Annotated in this window: 17 protein-coding genes; 12 read left to right on the top strand and 5 right to left on the bottom strand. The window is 64.5% G+C overall.

From position 1 onward, the window contains the following. The first annotated feature begins 152 nt into the window (after window positions 1-152). From FHS02_RS05680 to FHS02_RS05700, 5 genes are all read left to right on the top strand, one after another. Window positions 153-758: an outer membrane protein assembly factor BamE gene (locus FHS02_RS05680; protein WP_371861408.1), complete on the top strand. Its 606-nt coding sequence runs from the start codon at window positions 153-155 to the stop codon at window positions 756-758. Between the two features lie 112 nt (window positions 759-870). Then, on the top strand, window positions 871-1,680 hold the full coding sequence (dapB, locus tag FHS02_RS05685; protein WP_137314952.1) for a 4-hydroxy-tetrahydrodipicolinate reductase: 810 nt from the start codon (window positions 871-873) through the stop codon (window positions 1,678-1,680). A 14-nt stretch (window positions 1,681-1,694) separates the two neighbouring features. Then, window positions 1,695-2,363, top strand: a complete 669-nt coding sequence (locus FHS02_RS05690) for a MotA/TolQ/ExbB proton channel family protein (protein WP_137314951.1) — start codon at window positions 1,695-1,697, stop codon at window positions 2,361-2,363. A 6-nt stretch (window positions 2,364-2,369) separates the two neighbouring features. Further along, window positions 2,370-2,792 (top strand): ExbD/TolR family protein, encoded by a 423-nt coding sequence (locus FHS02_RS05695; protein WP_137314950.1) that lies wholly within the window; start codon window positions 2,370-2,372, stop codon window positions 2,790-2,792. Next, complete coding sequence (locus tag FHS02_RS05700; RefSeq protein WP_137314949.1) at window positions 2,792-3,118, top strand: barstar family protein; 327 nt, start codon at window positions 2,792-2,794, stop codon at window positions 3,116-3,118. Before FHS02_RS05695 ends, FHS02_RS05700 begins: the two co-directional genes overlap by 1 nt. Window positions 3,119-3,172: 54 nt before the next feature. On the opposite strand, the gene map is transcribed toward FHS02_RS05700, so the two are convergent. From map to FHS02_RS05725, 5 genes are all read right to left on the bottom strand, one after another. After that, a complete protein-coding gene (gene map, locus FHS02_RS05705) occupies window positions 3,173-3,964 on the bottom strand; it encodes a type I methionyl aminopeptidase (RefSeq protein ID WP_137314948.1) in 792 nt (263 codons plus the stop codon). Continuing rightward, entirely contained in the window at window positions 3,957-4,190 is a 234-nt protein-coding gene (locus FHS02_RS05710; protein WP_137314947.1) for a ParD-like family protein, read from the bottom strand. The genes map and FHS02_RS05710 overlap by 8 nt, the downstream gene beginning before the upstream one ends. A 109-nt stretch (window positions 4,191-4,299) precedes the next feature. Beyond that, window positions 4,300-4,665, bottom strand: a complete 366-nt coding sequence (locus tag FHS02_RS05715; protein ID WP_137314946.1) for a VOC family protein — start codon at window positions 4,663-4,665, stop codon at window positions 4,300-4,302. 73 nt (window positions 4,666-4,738) lie between these two features. Further along, entirely contained in the window at window positions 4,739-5,503 is a 765-nt protein-coding gene (locus FHS02_RS05720; protein ID WP_137314945.1) for a helix-turn-helix transcriptional regulator, read from the bottom strand. Between the two features lie 121 nt (window positions 5,504-5,624). Next, on the bottom strand, window positions 5,625-6,368 hold the full coding sequence (locus FHS02_RS05725; protein WP_137314944.1) for a WecB/TagA/CpsF family glycosyltransferase: 744 nt from the start codon (window positions 6,366-6,368) through the stop codon (window positions 5,625-5,627). 245 nt (window positions 6,369-6,613) lie between these two features. Here FHS02_RS05725 and leuS point away from each other — a divergent pair, with 245 nt between their 5' ends. The 7 genes from leuS (at window position 6,614) to FHS02_RS05760 (ending at window position 15,512) form a co-directional block, all read left to right on the top strand. After that, a complete protein-coding gene (gene leuS / locus FHS02_RS05730) occupies window positions 6,614-9,256 on the top strand; it encodes a leucine--tRNA ligase (protein WP_137314943.1) in 2,643 nt (880 codons plus the stop codon). A gap of 5 nt (window positions 9,257-9,261) precedes the next feature. Next, on the top strand, window positions 9,262-9,960 hold the full coding sequence (locus FHS02_RS05735) for an LPS-assembly lipoprotein LptE (RefSeq protein WP_137314942.1): 699 nt from the start codon (window positions 9,262-9,264) through the stop codon (window positions 9,958-9,960). A gap of 1 nt (window position 9,961) precedes the next feature. Then, window positions 9,962-10,978, top strand: a complete 1,017-nt coding sequence (gene holA, locus FHS02_RS05740; RefSeq protein ID WP_137314941.1) for a DNA polymerase III subunit delta — start codon at window positions 9,962-9,964, stop codon at window positions 10,976-10,978. A gap of 49 nt (window positions 10,979-11,027) precedes the next feature. Then, complete coding sequence (locus FHS02_RS05745; RefSeq protein WP_229422255.1) at window positions 11,028-12,305, top strand: glutamate-5-semialdehyde dehydrogenase; 1,278 nt, start codon at window positions 11,028-11,030, stop codon at window positions 12,303-12,305. A 58-nt stretch (window positions 12,306-12,363) separates the two neighbouring features. Continuing rightward, entirely contained in the window at window positions 12,364-12,792 is a 429-nt protein-coding gene (locus FHS02_RS05750) for a CopD family protein (protein ID WP_137314940.1), read from the top strand. A 108-nt stretch (window positions 12,793-12,900) separates the two neighbouring features. After that, window positions 12,901-14,172: a THUMP domain-containing class I SAM-dependent RNA methyltransferase gene (locus tag FHS02_RS05755; protein ID WP_371870555.1), complete on the top strand. Its 1,272-nt coding sequence runs from the start codon at window positions 12,901-12,903 to the stop codon at window positions 14,170-14,172. 53 nt (window positions 14,173-14,225) lie between these two features. Next, complete coding sequence (locus FHS02_RS05760; protein ID WP_137314939.1) at window positions 14,226-15,512, top strand: multidrug effflux MFS transporter; 1,287 nt, start codon at window positions 14,226-14,228, stop codon at window positions 15,510-15,512. Window positions 15,513-15,536 lie beyond the last annotated feature (24 nt).

Genomic DNA, 15,536 nt, shown 5'->3' on the forward strand with positions numbered 1-15,536 from the left:
TTCGGTGGTCGGTTTGGGCTAGAGTGCTTTATGATATAGCGTTTCGGCACTTCCGCTCAATCGATTTGAGGTCACATATGCGCGTCACCCAAGCGTCACCATCGTCTGTCCTGCCTGCTGGCTTGCCTGAAATGAATCAGCGGAAATCCCGCTTGCCCCTGTTTGCAGCAGCGGCCTGCGTGGCGCTTGCACTGGGCGGTTGTGCCGGCAAGACCGTGCTGGGACCGAAGGAGGGCGCGCAGGTGGCTCAGCAGGCGAATCCGGTCGTCGATCCGGCGCAGGGCGCGGTGACAACCAAGGCGTCGCAGATCCAGCGCTTCATGTGGTTCTTCTCGCCATACCGCCCCGATATCCAGCAAGGCAACTTCGTCTCGAAGGAAATGCTGGGGCAGCTGAAGCCGGGCATGACGCGCGACCAGGTACGCTTCGTCATGGGCTCGCCGCTGCTGAACGACATCTTCCACGAGAACCGCTGGGACTATCCGTTCCGCTTTGCCCGCGGCGACGGCGAGTTGACGACGAGCAGCGTGGTGCTGCATTTCGACAAGGAAGGCAAGCTGGAACGCTTCGAAGGCGGCGAACTGCCGACCGAGCGCGAGTACATTGCCCGCATCGCCGGTCCGATCAGGAAATTCCAGAAGGACGAGAAGCGCAACAGCGAAAACCAGCCGGCCGCCGCGCGCGCGCCGCTGCCGAGCGGCCAGGATTCCGGCAACCGTAACCCGGTTGAAATCAGCACGCCGCCTTCCGGGCAGTAAGCGCTCAGGCAAGCGCTCAGGCAGGCGACCAGGCAAGCGATCGCGCGGGCGCCCGAGCCGGCGATCGAACGAACCCGCAAGAACAATACAAGAACAACCTCAGGATTTACACATGACCACACTGAACATCGCCATCGCCGGTGCCGGCGGCCGCATGGGCCGCATGCTGGTGGAAGCCGTGCTGAATGCGGATGACCTGCGTCTGTCCGGCGCGCTCGGCATCGCCGGCAGCGACGGCCTGGGCCAGGATGCAGCGGCGTTCCTCGGCAAGGCATCCGGCGCGATCGTCACCGCGGACCTGGCCGAAGGCCTGCGCGGCGCGGACGTGCTGATCGACTTCACCCGTCCCGAAGGCACGCTGCAGCATGCCGAATACTGCGCCGCGCACGGCATCAAGCTGGTGATCGGCACCACCGGCTTCGACGATGCGGGCAAGGCCGCGCTGAAGGCCGCCGCCGAAAAGACGGCGATCGTGTTCGCGCCGAACATGAGCGTGGGCGTCAACGTCACGCTGAAGCTGCTGGAACTGGCCGCGAAAAGCCTCTCCACCGGCTACGACATCGAAATCATCGAGGCGCACCATCGCCACAAGGTCGATGCGCCGTCCGGCACCGCGCTGAAGATGGGCGAGGTGATCGCCGACGCACTGGGCCGCGACCTGAAGGAATGCGCCGTGTACGGCCGCGAAGGCGTGACCGGCGAACGCGATCCGTCGACGATCGGCTTTGCCACCATCCGTGGCGGCGACATCATCGGCGACCACACCGTGCTGTTCGCCGGCACGGGCGAACGCATCGAGATCAGCCACAAGTCCAGCAGCCGCGCCGGCTATGCGCAAGGCTCGCTGCGCGCGTCGCGCTTCCTGGCCGACAAGGCGACCGGGCTGTTCGACATGTACGACGTGCTGGGCCTGAACACCTGATGCCGTGTGACTGAATGGAGCACTTCACGTTCGCGGGGTATTGGGAACGGGGCGACGCGATCAGCCACGCGATCGCCTGGCTGCTGCTGGCGATGTCGCTGGCGAGCTGGTTCTTCATCCTGTCGAAAGGGGTGATGGCATGGCGGGTGCGGCGCAGCGCGCACGTGGTGCAGCGGTTCTGGAATGCGCCCACGCTGGCCGATGGCGTAGCCGTGGTATCGGCGGGCGACCCGGAAGGCATCTACCTGGCGCTGGCCGAGCAGGGCGCGGTACCGGCACTGCATGGCAGGAGTGAAGGAAAAGCCGGCTCGCTCGGCACGTCGGTGGGCCGTTCCGAGCAGGTCACGCGGCTGTTGCGCGATGCGATCCACCGCTCCACCGTGCGGCTGGAATCGGGCCTGACGCTGCTGGCGTCGATCGCGTCGACCGCCCCGTTCGTCGGCCTGCTGGGCACCGTGTGGGGCATCTACCATGCGCTGGCGGCCGTGTCGTCGTCCGGCAGCGTGGAAATCGACAAGGTCGCCGGCCCGGTCGGCGAAGCGCTGATCATGACGGGCGTGGGCCTGATGGTGGCGATTCCCGCGGTGCTGGCCTATAACGGCTTCAATCGGATCAACCGCCTGACGCTCTCCGAGCTCGACGCGTTCGCCCACGATCTGCATGCCTACCTGACCAGGGAATAGCACAGCATGGCTTTCGGCGCTTTCAACCATCACCGGCAAAAAGAGTCGATGGCCGACATCAACGTCACGCCGATGGTGGACGTGATGCTGGTGCTGCTGGTGATCTTCATCCTGTCCGCGCCGATGTTTACGCACGCGGTGAAACTCGACCTGCCGAAGGCGCAGGCGGCCAATGCGCCGCAACCGCCCGATGCCGTGCACATCTCGATCGATGCCGAAGGCACCGTCTACTGGAACGACGAAGCGGTCAAGCCCGCCGAACTGCAGCCGCGCCTGGCCTCGGCCGCGCGGCGCGATCCGCAACCCGAACTGCAATTGCGCGCCGACCGCGCCACCCGCTACGAAGCGGTGGCGCAACTGATGGCGGCGGCGCAGCAGGAAGGCTTGACGAAGCTGGTCTTCGTCACCGACCCGAAGGAAAACAAATAATGGCGACTGCCACCCTGGATGGCGCGGCGATCCGCGACGAAGCAAGTTTTCATGCCGCCAGCCGCGCGGCATTCGGTTTCAACGACCACGTGGCCGCCACGATGGATTCGTGGATCGATGCGCTGTCCTACCTGCGCGACGACGAGGGCATGACGAAGTTCCGGCTCAAGCCGAACGAGGTGCTGGAGATCGTCGTCGCGAACGCCGCCGCGATGAAGGCTGCGGTGCCGGATCTGCTCGATGAGATCGCGTTCTGCATCGGCGGCATCAACGAGCGCTACGAGGACTATGGCGAGAAGCCGGCGCTGAAGCTGGTGCTGAAGTAAGGCCCCGCTGCCGGGCACCCGCGGGTGCCCGGCAGGGTGTCGATCGACGATCGCCTACAGCGCCTTTTCTCCCGGCGCCAGCGTCAGCACGTCGAATCCGGTGGCCGTCACGGTGACCATGTGCTCCCACTGCGCGGACAGCGAGCGGTCCGCGGTCACCACGGTCCAGCCGTCCGGCAGCGCGCGGGTCTGGTGCTTGCCGGCGTTGATCATCGGCTCGATCGTGAAGATCATGCCCGGTTCCAGCTTCAGTCCCATGCCGGGGCGGCCATAATGCAGTACCTGCGGATCCTCGTGGTACACCATGCCGATGCCGTGGCCGCAGTAGTCGCGCACCACCGAGTAGCCGGCGTTTTCGGCCACCACCTGGATCGCATGGCCCACGTCGCCCATCGTCGCGCCCGGCTTCACGGCACGGATGCCGGCCCACATGGCGTCATACGTCACTTCGCATAGCTTCCTGGCCGCCTTGCCCGGGTTGCCGACGTAGTACATGCGGCTGGTGTCGCCGAACCAGCCATCCTTGATCACGGCCACGTCGATGTTGATGATGTCGCCATCCTTCAGCACTTTCTTCGGCGAGGGGATGCCATGGCAAACCACCTCGTTGACGGAAGTGCAGACGGTCTTCGTGAAGCCGGCATAGCCCACGTTGGCCGGGATGACCTGCAGCACGTTGACGATGTACTCGTTGCACAGCTTGTCCAGGTCCTCGGTGGTCACGCCCGGCTTCACGTACGGGCCGATCATCGTCAGCACGTCCGCCGCCAGCTGGCCGGCGATGCGGGAAAGTTCGACCTGCTCCGGCGACTTGATCAGGATGGCATTGTTGTTCTTCTTACGCATCGTGCAACGCCTCCCCTTTCACGGGTGTCAGGCGCAGCGGACCCTGGCCGGTGTCGCCGCGCAGCAGCAGCTGGCACAGTTCGCTGTAGTTCAGGTCGGGATTGGTTTCGGCCAGCAGGCCGATGCGGAGCCAGTGCTCGGCCTGCGCATTGATCGAGCGGCTCAGCGCGCCGCTGGCGATGCGCAGGTTCTCATGCATCTGGTCGGAGATTTTGACGATACCCATATTGTCCTTAATATACGTTCTATATATGGAGCGTATATTACCACAACTTGGGCGTGCGATATACGTTTCGTATATTGAACGTATATCGCAGTCTGCAGCGATCGCCCGGTCAGCGCACCGCTTGCGGATCGAAATGCGGGTTGTAGATCAGCCCGAGCACATTGCCGAACGGATCGGCCAGTTCGGCCACCTTGATGCCTTCACCCACGTCCTGGATCGCCGAATGCGTCGTGGCGCCCAGCGCGGTGATGCGTTCCACTTCGGCGTCGATATCGTCCACGCCCCAATAAGCCTGTGTACCGGCCTTGCCCGGTTCGCCATCCGGCGTCAGTCCCAGCTCGAAGCCGCCGATCGCATAGCCCACGTAGAACGGCTGGTCGAAATAGGGCGCGGTACCGAACACCTCGGTGTACCAGGCTTTCGCGGCGGGCAGGTCGTTGACGGGATAGATGGCGGTGCGCAGTCCGTTGATCATGCTGGTCTCCTGGAGTGGTTGATTCCCGCATCATGCCATCGGCCGCGCGCAGGGGGATTGGAAAAATGGAAGGTCAGAAGGCGCCCGGCGTGCGCTCGGCGAAATCGCGAAAGTCCCGGATCAGGTGCGACTGGTCGAAATAGCCGCATTCGGCAGCCAGTGCCGCCAGGTCGCCGGCGCGCCGCGCATCGCGCAGCAGTGCCAGCGCGCGGCGGAACCGGCAAATCCGCGCAAACAGTTTGGGCGCGATGCCCACCTGCTGGCGAAATTGCAGGGTGAGATGCTGGCGCGAGACGCCCAGGGTGTCCGCCAGCGCGTCGACGGACACCGCTCCGTTGGCCGCTTCGATCGCCGCCACGGCGCGCATTCCAAGGGGAGCTGCGCGCGCGGCGTCCGATGCGGCCTCCATGGCGGCGAGCCGGCCCAGCAGGGTAGTCTCGATGAGCCGCAGCCGCTGCGCGTCGGACAGGTCATCGGTCCACAGCGCGTCATCGAGCCGGCCTGCCGGGGAGCGGCCCCACAGGTCGGCCAGTCCGGCGCGGGTATCCGTCAACGGGTGCAGCGGCATGCCGAGGAACAATCCGGCCGCGCCGGGCTTGAACCGCACGGCCACCGTGCGCACCGGCCGGGCCGCCGGCACCGTGAACGAGGCGCTCATCATGCCCACGGCATAAGCCTGGCGGCCATCGTCCTGCCACAGGATGTCCACGCAGTTGTCCGGCAGTACCCGGTGCACGTGCGCCGCCGCGGCTGCCATCGGCGCCGTCACGCGCGCCGTCCACAGGCATGCGACATGCGCCCGCAGCGCTGGATGAGGTGGATATTCCCGGTAAATCATATGGCAGCGACTTTAACGGAAAAGTTCCGCTGCGGCACGTGACGGATGGCGACGGCGCCGGAAATAGCGAAACCGGCGCGCCGCGAGAGCGGGACGCCGGTTTTCCAGGAACAGGGAGCGCTCAGCGCTTTGCTGTCATTTCCTTGATGAACAGCCAGAAGAAGGCCATGTCGTCGATGAAATAGCGGCGGAACATGCGGCGCGGTTCCTGCAGGAAGCGATAGAACCATTCAAGGCCGTTGCGCTGCATCCAGACGGGAGCGCGCTTCACCCTGCCGATGCTGACGTCGAACGTGCCGCCCACGCCCATCGCGAACGGGATCTTCATTTCGGCCTGGTAGCGGCCGAGGAATTGTTCCTTCTTCGGGGAGCTGATCGCCACGAACAGCAGGTCGGCGCGGCTGTCGCGGATCTGTTCGACGACCTGGCGCTCTTCTTCCTCGCCCTTCCAGTAGCCGTTGCGGTAGCCGGCCAGCTCCAGGCGCGGGTACTTGCGCTGGTAGGTCGTGGCCACCGCGCTCACGACTTCCTCGCGGGCGCCGAGCAGGAACACGCGCCAGCCTTTTTCACCGGCGCGGCGCATCAGGGCTTCGAACAGGTCGACACCGGCAACGCGTTCCTTCAGCGGCTTGCCGAGCAGCCGCGATGCCCAGACGACGGGCATGCCGTCGACGTTGACCAGGGCACAATCGTTGATGATCTTGCGCAGCTGGGAATCCCGGCTGGCCTTGACGAGCTTGTCGACGTTGACCACCACGTGCTGGTGTGGCGTGCCGTCGATAATGAATTCTTCGACTTTCTGCAGAGTTTCTTCCATTGTCAGGTTATCAACCTGGCAACCCATTAACGAGATTCGTTCAGTCATACAAGATGGCCTTTGCTGGTGTGGTTACCCGCGTTCGACGCCGCCGTTGCAGGAAGTCTGGGACGGGTGGTCCTATTTGGAAGAGCGGCCAGTATAAAATAAACATGCTTTATATGCAATGCGCGCACGATTGGACGGGACCGTACGGAGCGGGTGGCGGCCGGTGAGGCTGCTGTTGCCAGGCATGAACCGGTATAATGTCCGGTTCATATCCTTCCACCGTTCTTCTAAATTCTGCATCCATCATGCAAGACAAATACAGTCCCGCCGACGTCGAAAAAGCCGCCCAATCGCACTGGAAAGCAATCGATGCCTATAAAGCCGTCGAAAACGATCCGCGCTTCCCGAAGGGTAAGTATTACGCCTGCTCGATGCTGCCTTACCCGTCGGGCAAGCTGCACATGGGCCACGTGCGCAACTATACGATCAACGATGTGATGTACCGCTACCTGCGGATGAACGGCTACAACGTGCTGATGCCGATGGGCTGGGATGCCTTCGGCATGCCGGCGGAAAACGCGGCCATGGCGAACAACGTGCCGCCGGCGCAGTGGACGTATTCGAACATCGCCCACATGCGCTCGCAGATGGAAATGATGGGCCTGGCCATCGACTGGTCGCGCGAAATGACGGCCTGCAAGCCCGAGTACTACAAGTGGAACCAGTGGATGTTCCTGAAGATGCTCGAGAAGGGCATCATCTACAAGAAGACGGGTACGGTGAACTGGGACCCGGTCGACCAGACCGTGCTGGCCAACGAGCAGGTGGTCGATGGCCGCGGCTGGCGTTCCGGCGCGCTGATCGAGAAGCGCGAGATCCCGATGTACTACGCGCGCATCACCGACTACGCCGAGGAGCTGCTGGACTTCGTCGACAACAAGCTGCCCGGCTGGCCCGAGCGCGTGCGCATCATGCAGTCGAACTGGATCGGCAAGTCGACCGGCGTGCGCTTTGCCTTCCCGCACACGATCGCCGGTGACGACGGCCAGCCGATCGGCGACGGCAAGATGTACGTGTTCACCACGCGTCCGGACACGATCATGGGCGTCACGTTCTGCGCGGTCGCCGCCGAGCACCCGCTGGCGACGCATGCGGCGAAGAACAACCCGGAACTGCAGGCGTTCATCGCCGAGTGCAAGATGGGTTCCGTGATCGAGGCCGACATGGCCACGATGGAAAAGAAGGGCATGCCTACGGGCCTGTTCGTCACCCACCCGCTGACCAATGAGCAGGTCGAGGTCTGGGTCGGCAACTACGTGCTGATCACCTACGGCGACGGCGCCGTGATGGGCGTGCCGGCGCACGACGAGCGCGATTTCGCGTTCGCCAACAAGTACAGCCTGCCGATCAAGCAGGTCATTACGACCGCCGACAACCACGAGTACTCGAGTGCCGAATGGCAGGAGTGGTACGGCGACAAGGCCATCTCGATCGTCACCAATTCCGGCAAGTACGACGGCCTGAAATACGCCGAAGCCGTCGATGCCGTGGCTACCGACCTGGCCGCGCTGGGCCTGGGCGAGAAGAAAGTCACGTTCCGCCTGCGCGACTGGGGCATCTCGCGCCAGCGCTACTGGGGCACGCCGATCCCGATGATCAACTGCGCCGATTGCGGCGCGGTGCCGGTGCCTGAAAAAGACCTGCCGGTGGTGTTGCCGGAAGACTGCGTGCCGGACGGCACGGGCAACCCGCTGAACAAGCATGAAGCCTTCCTGAAGTGCGACTGCCCGCAGTGCGGCAAGCCGGCCCGCCGCGAGACGGACACGATGGATACCTTCGTCGATTCGAGCTGGTATTACATGAAATATACGTCGCCCGGTTCCGAGTCGATGGTCGACAGCCGCAACGACTACTGGATGCCGATGGACCAGTACATCGGCGGCATCGAGCACGCCGTGCTGCACCTGCTGTACGCGCGCTTCTGGACCAAGGTGATGCGCGACTTCGGCCTGGTGAAGTTCGACGAGCCGTTCGTCAACCTGCTGACCCAGGGCATGGTGCTGAACGAAACCTACTATCGCGAGGAAGAGAACGGCAAGAAGATCTGGTTCAACCCGACCGACGTGGAACTGACCACCGACGACAAGGGCCGCCCGGTCTCCGCGCTGCTGAAGGCGGACGGCCAGCCGGTGTCGATCGGTGGTACCGAGAAGATGTCGAAGTCGAAGAACAACGGCATCGACCCGCAGGCACAGATCGAACAGTACGGTGCCGATACCGCCCGCCTGTTCACGATGTTCGCCTCGCCGCCGGAGCAGACGCTGGAATGGTCGGGCAGCGGCGTGGAAGGCGCCAACCGCTTCCTGCGCCGTGTCTGGGCCTATGCGTACGCGCAGAAGGACCGCGTGGCCGCCGCCAATGCCGTCGTTACCGCCACGGCAGGCACCGATGCGGGCAAGACGCTGCGCCGCGAACTGCACAAGGTGCTGCAGCAGGCCGACTACGACCTGAAGCGCATCCAGTACAACACCGTGGTGTCGGCCTGCATGAAGATGCTGAACACGCTGGAATCGGCCAAGCTGGACGACTCGGCCGAATCGTCGGCCGTGATCTCCGAAGGCCTGTCGATCTTCCTGCGCCTGCTGAACCCGGTCGCGCCGCACATCACGCACGCGCTGTGGTCGGAGCTGGGCTATGCCGCCGCCAACAAGGACATCCTCGATACCGCCTGGCCGCAGGTCGACCCGGCCGCGCTGGAACAGTCCGAGATCGAGATGATGATCCAGGTGAACGGCAAGCTGCGCGGCTCCGTGAAGGTGCCGAAGGCGGCCGACAAGGCATCCATCGAAGCGGCCGCGCTGGCCGAGGAAAGCGTGCAGAAATTCATCGAAGGCACGCCGAAGAAGGTCATCGTGGTGCCGGGCAAGCTGGTCAACATCGTGGTGTGAAACATATGACGACTCTGAAGGGATTCCTCCGCAATACGGTGCTGGTGGCCGCGCTGGCGGGTTCGGTGACGGCCTGCGGCTTCCACCTGCGCGGCTCGGGCGGCAACTACACGCTGCCGTTCGCGTCGATGTATGTCGGCCTGCCGGAGTCGTCGCCGCTGGCGATCGACCTGAAGCGCAATATCCGCGTCAACGGCAACACGACGGTCTCGAACGATCCGCTGTCGGCGGATGCGACGATCGAGGTCATCACCGACCCGGAAAAAACGCGCAGCAAGTCGATCCTGTCGCTGAACAGCGCGGGCCGCGTCAGCGAATACCTGCTGGCGTATAACATCGTGTTCCGCGTGAAGGACCGGACCGGCCGCGAACTGCTGGGTCCCACGCAAATCACGCTGACCCGCCCGATCACGTTCAGCGAAACGCAGCTGCTGGCGAAGGAGCAGGAAGAAGCGCAGCTGTACCGCGACATGCAGAAGGACCTGGTGCAGCAGATGATGCGCCGGATGGCGGCGATCAAGCCGTCGCGTCCCGACGCCACGCCGACCAGCACCGTCAGCCCGCTGACGCTGCCGGGTATCGTGTCGCCGGGTTCGGTGGCCACGCCGGCCGGTTCGCCGTCGACGCTGCAGCCGTCGTCCGCCCCGGTCGAAAAAGCAACCGAACCAGTCGTCGAGCCGGCCCGCCCGACACGCCAGGAGTAGCATGCAACTGCGTCCCGACGCGCTGGACGGCCACCTGGCCAAGTCCCTGGCGCCGCTGTACGTGATCACCAGCGACGAGCATCTGCTGGCGCTGGAAGCGGCGGACAAGATCCGCCGCACCGCCCGCGCGCAAGGGTTCTCCGAGCGCGACGTGCTCACCGTGGAACGCAGCTTCAAGTGGGGCGAGCTGCTTGCCGCCAACCAGGAACTCTCGCTGTTCGGCGACAAGAAGCTGATCGAGCTGCGCATCCCCACCGGCAAGCCGGGCAAGGATGGCGGTGCCGCGCTGCAGGCTTATGTCAAGAACCTGTCGCCGGACAACCTCACGCTGATCACGCTGCCGAAGCTGGACTGGCAGACCGCGAAGGCGGCCTGGGTGACGGCGCTGCAGTCGGCCGCGGTGTATATCGAGATCCCGAACATCGAACGCGCCCAGCTGCCGAACTGGATTTCGCTGCGCCTGTCGATGCAGGGGCAGAGCGCGGACCGGCAAAGCCTGGATTTCATTGCCGACCGTGTCGAGGGCAACCTGCTGGCGGCGCACCAGGAAATCCAGAAACTGGGCCTGCTGCACGAGCCTGGAAAACTGGCGTACGAGCAGGTACACGACGCCGTGCTGAACGTGGCGCGCTACGACGTGTTCAAGCTGTCCGAAGCGATGCTGCTGGGCGATCCGGTCCGGCTGGCGCGCATGCTGGAAGGCCTGAAAGGCGAGGGCGAGGCGCTGCCGCTGGTGCTGTGGGCCGTCTCGGAAGAAATCCGGACACTGCTAAAATTGAAGGCAGGGATGGCGCAGGGGCGGCCGCTGGCGGCACTGCTGAAGGAATACCGTATCTGGGGCCCGCGCGAGCGGATGATGGAACCGGCGCTGCGCCGCGTGTCGCTGGCAACGCTGGAAGACGCTCTGCGGCAGGCCTCCCAGGTCGACAGGATGGTCAAGGGCCTGCGCGCCAGGGCATATGCCGGCGACCAGTGGGATGCCATGCTGCAGCTGGCATTGAAGGTGGCACGTGGGTAGCACGTGGTTAGCACGTGGTTAGCGGGAAAATGAGCAAGAGGATGAGCAGATGAGCACCGACGTCAAAGAGTACATGGAAGCCCTGGGCCAGCGCGCCCGTGCCGCCTCGCGCGCCATGGCGCGCGCCGACAGCGCCACCCGCAACAGGGCGCTGTCGCTGATCGCCGATGCGATCGAACGCGAAGCAGAAGCGCTGCGCGCCGCCAACGGGCAAGACCTCGAAGCGGCCCGCGCCAACGGCCTGGCGGCGGCGATGGTCGACCGCCTCACGCTATCGGACAAGGCCATCGCCACGATGGTCGAAGGCCTGCGCCAGATCGTCGCGCTGCCGGACCCGGTGGGTGAAATCTCGAACATGAAGACGCGCCCGACCGGTATCCAGGTCGGGCAGATGCGCGTGCCGCTGGGCGTCATCGGCATCATCTACGAGGCACGGCCGAACGTGACGGTGGATGCGGCCGGCCTGTGCATCAAGAGCGGCAACGCCACGATCCTGCGCGGCGGTTCGGAAGCGATCCACTGCAACCGTGCGCTGGCGAAGATCGTCAAGCAGGGCCTGATCGATGCCGGCCTGCCGGAGGACGGCGTGCAGGTGGTCGACACGACCGACCGCGCGGCCGTGGGCGCGCTGATCACGATGCCGCAATACGTGGACGTCATCGTGCCGCGCGGCGGCAAGGGCCTGATCGCCCGGCTGATGGAAGAAGCCACCGTGCCGATGATCAAGCACCTGGACGGCATCTGCCACGTGTACATCGACGCGAAAGCCGACCTGCAAAAGGCGCTGGACATCGGCTTCAATGCCAAGTGCCACCGCTACGGCACCTGCAACACGATGGAAACGCTGCTGGTCGAGCGAACCGTCGCGCCGGCAGTGCTGCCGGAACTGGCCAGGCTGTACCTGGCCGAAAAAGTCGAGCTGCGCGCCGACGCCGAAGCGTTCGCGATATTGGACGCCGCGGCGTATCCGCACCTGGCGCAGGCGACGGAGCAGGACTGGGCCACCGAGTACCTGGCGCCGATCCTGGCCGTGCGCATCGTCGACGGCATCGACGCGGCGATGGACCACATCAACACCTGGTCGTCCAAGCATACCGAGGCGATCGTCACCGAGGACTACAGCGCGGCGATGCGCTTCCTGCGCGAAGTCGACAGCGCATCGGTGATGGTCAACGCATCGACGCGCTTCGCCGACGGCTTCGAATACGGGCTGGGCGCCGAGATCGGCATCTCCAACGACAAGCTGCACGCCCGCGGCCCGGTCGGGCTGGAAGGGCTGACGTCGCTGAAGTATGTGGTGTTCGGCCACGGCGAAGTACGCAAGTAAATCTCGGACAAGGGGACTGTCCCCGAAGGGGCCTGTCCCCTCATCTCAAAGGAATCCCATGCTCTGGATCAAGGCACTGCACATCATCTTCGTCACCTCGTGGTTCGCCGGCCTGTTCTACCTGCCGCGCATCTTCGTCAACCTGGCGCAGGAAACGCCGGGCCCGACGACCGAGCGCCTGCTGTTGATGTCCCGCAAGCTGTACCGGTTCACGACGATGCTGGCGGTGGCCGCGCTCGTGTTCGGCCTGGTCCTCACATGGATGCAATACCATTCGCCGGACGGCATGAAGCTGCCCGGCTGGCTGCACGCGAAGCTGACCTTCGTCCTGCTCGTGCTGGGCTACCACCACGCCTGCGGCTCGCTGCTGAAGAAGTTCGAGCGCGGCGTCAACAAGCGCGGCCACGTGTTCTACCGCTGGTTCAACGAAGTGCCCGTGCTGCTGCTCGTGGCGATCGTGATCCTGGTGGTCGTCAAGCCGTTCTGATCTGATCGCAAAAGTTGCAAGAAAACCGGTGACAGACACCGGTTTATTGGAAATGTTTCAAAAAAACTGGTGTCTGTCACCGGTTTTTCAACGGACAAAGGTACACCGATGACCACTTCTTATTTCTGCCCATGCCCGCGCGGCATGGAAGCGGCGCTGGCCGAGGAACTCCTCGAGATCGCGCAAACCACGAAAAGCCCCACGCTGAAGGTGCACAACCAGGTTCCCGGCGGCGTGCACTGCTCGGGCGACCTGTATGACGCCTACCGCATCAACCTGCATTCGCGCATCGCTTCGCGCGTGCTGATGCGGATGGGCGTATGCCACTACCAGAACGAAAACGACATCTACGACCTCGTGCTCGCGCAGGCGTGGGAGGAATGGTTCGGCGTGGACCACACGATCCGCGTGGACGTCACCGCGATCAAGTCGCCGCTGAAAAGCCTCGAGTTCATCACGCTGAAGATCAAGGACGCCGTGTGCGACCGCTTCCGCGACATGTACAACAAGCGCCCGTCGGTCGACACCCGCGAGCCGGACATGCGCATCGCCGGCTTCCTCGACCAGCGCCAGTTCACCATCTACCTCGATACATCCGGTGAAGCGCTGTTCAAGCGCGGCTGGCGTACCGAGACGGGCGACGCGCCGCTGCGCGAGAACCTGGCTGCCGGCCTGCTGCGGGTATCGGGATGGAAGCCGGGCGTACCGCTGTTCGATCCGATGTGCGGCTCCGGCACGATCCTGTGCGAAGCGGCGCAGATGGTGCAGGGCGTGCCGCCCGGCGCGCGCCGCCGCTTCGCATTCGAGAAATTCCACGACTTCGACCCGGCCCCGTGGCAGGACATGAAGGCGGCCATCAAGCCCAATCCGCTGCCCTCCGAACCGACGATCTTCGGTTCCGACATTTCCGGCGACATGGTGGCAATGACGCGCCACAATCTGAAGTGCGCCGGTATCCTGTTCGAAGTGCCGCTGAAGCAGATCGAGGCGCAGCAGGTACAGCCGCCGGTACCGGTTGAACAATACGGTTCCGGCATCCTGCTGACGAATCCCCCGTACGGCGAGCGGATCGGCGTGCGCGGCGACAGCTCGCTGGAGGAAGACGAGCTGGCCAAGTCGTTCTACGCCGACCTGTCGAAAACGCTGAAGCAGCGCTTCGCCGGCTGGACCGCGTTCCTGTTCACGGCCGACCTGACCCTGCCGAAGATGCTGCGGCTGAAGGAATCGCGCAAGACGCCATTCTTCAATGGCGCGCTGGAATGCCGGCTGTTCCGCTTCGACATGGTGGCCGGCTTCAACCGGCGCGAGGAAGCGATTCCGGCAAAAGCTGCAGCGCAGGAAAAGGCCGCGGCACCCGAAGAACCGACAAGCAAAGAGTGACGTCGACCGGCGATGGTGCCGGTCCGCATTCGAGAACGATACAACGACCCGACATGCTCCCTGACACCCCCGCCAACATCCCTCCCGACCCGGTCCCGCCCGTCCCGCCACGCAAGAAGCCGCACACCCGGCCGCTGAGCCATGCCGGGCTGGCGATCGTGCTGGCCGCGCTGTCGATGCTGGGGCCGTTCTGCATCGACGCCTACCTGCCCGCGTTTCCCGAGATTGGCCAGTCGCTGGGCGCCACGTCCATCGAGGTGCAGCAAAGCCTGACGGCCTACATGCTGGCGTTCGCCGGCATGGTGCTGTGGCATGGCGCGCTGTCCGATGCGTTCGGCCGCCGCAACGTGATCCTCGTGTCGCTGATCCTGTTTGCGATCGGCACGGTCGGCTGCGCCGCCGTGCACAGCGTGGAGTACCTGTGGTTCTTCCGCATCCTGCAAGGAATATCGGCCGGTGCCGGTGTCGTCGTCGGGCGCGCCATCATCCGCGACCTGTACCACGACGCCGAAGCGGCCCGGCTGCTGTCGCTGGTCACGATGATCTTTGCGATCGCCCCGGCGCTGGCGCCGATCATGGGCGGCTACATCGTCAAGTACTTCGACTGGCGCGCCATCTTCCTGGTGCTGTTCGTGTTCTCGGTCGGGCTGTTCATTGTCTGCTGGCGGCGGCTGCCCGAAACGCTGCCGCTGCACAAGCGCCAGCCGTTCAACCCGCGCTTCCTGTGGGGCAGCTACCGGCAGATCCTCGGCTCGCCGCTGTTCCACCTGAAATCGCTGATCGTGGCGTTCAATTTCGCCGGGCTGTTCGTCTTCATCACGGCGGCCCCGGAATTCCTGCCGAAGCAGCTGCACCTGGGGCCGGACCAGTTCGGATGGCTGTTCATTCCCTCGGTGTCCGGCATCTTTACCGGCGCGCTGTTCGCCAACCGGCTGGCCGGCAAGATCACCTTCGAACGCCAGATCGCCATCGGTTTTTCCTTCCTGGTCGCGGCGGCCGGCGCGAATGTGCTGTATCACCTGTTCATGCCGCCGTCGGTGCCGTGGAGCGTGTTGCCGCTGTTCTTCTACACGTTCGGCATGTCGGTGGTGGGGCCGGCCGCTACACTGATGGCGCTCGACCTGTTCCCGCACATCCGCGGCACGGTGGCTTCCTGCCAGTCGTTCGAAACCACGCTGGCCGGCGCGATCGTTGCCGGCGTGGTGGCGCCGGCACTGGCCGGCTCGGTGCTGTGGCTGGCCATGGGCCAGCTGGCTTTCACCGGTTCGGCGCTGGGCCTGTGGCTGGTGGCGCGGGTAGTCCGCCGGACCTTGCCGACTGCTACTGTAGAGCAACAGTAAACAAAGCGCACGGTCGTTTCTAAG

This window comes from Pseudoduganella umbonata (assembly GCF_014192225.1).
Lineage (GTDB): Bacteria > Pseudomonadota > Gammaproteobacteria > Burkholderiales > Burkholderiaceae_D > Rugamonas > Rugamonas umbonata.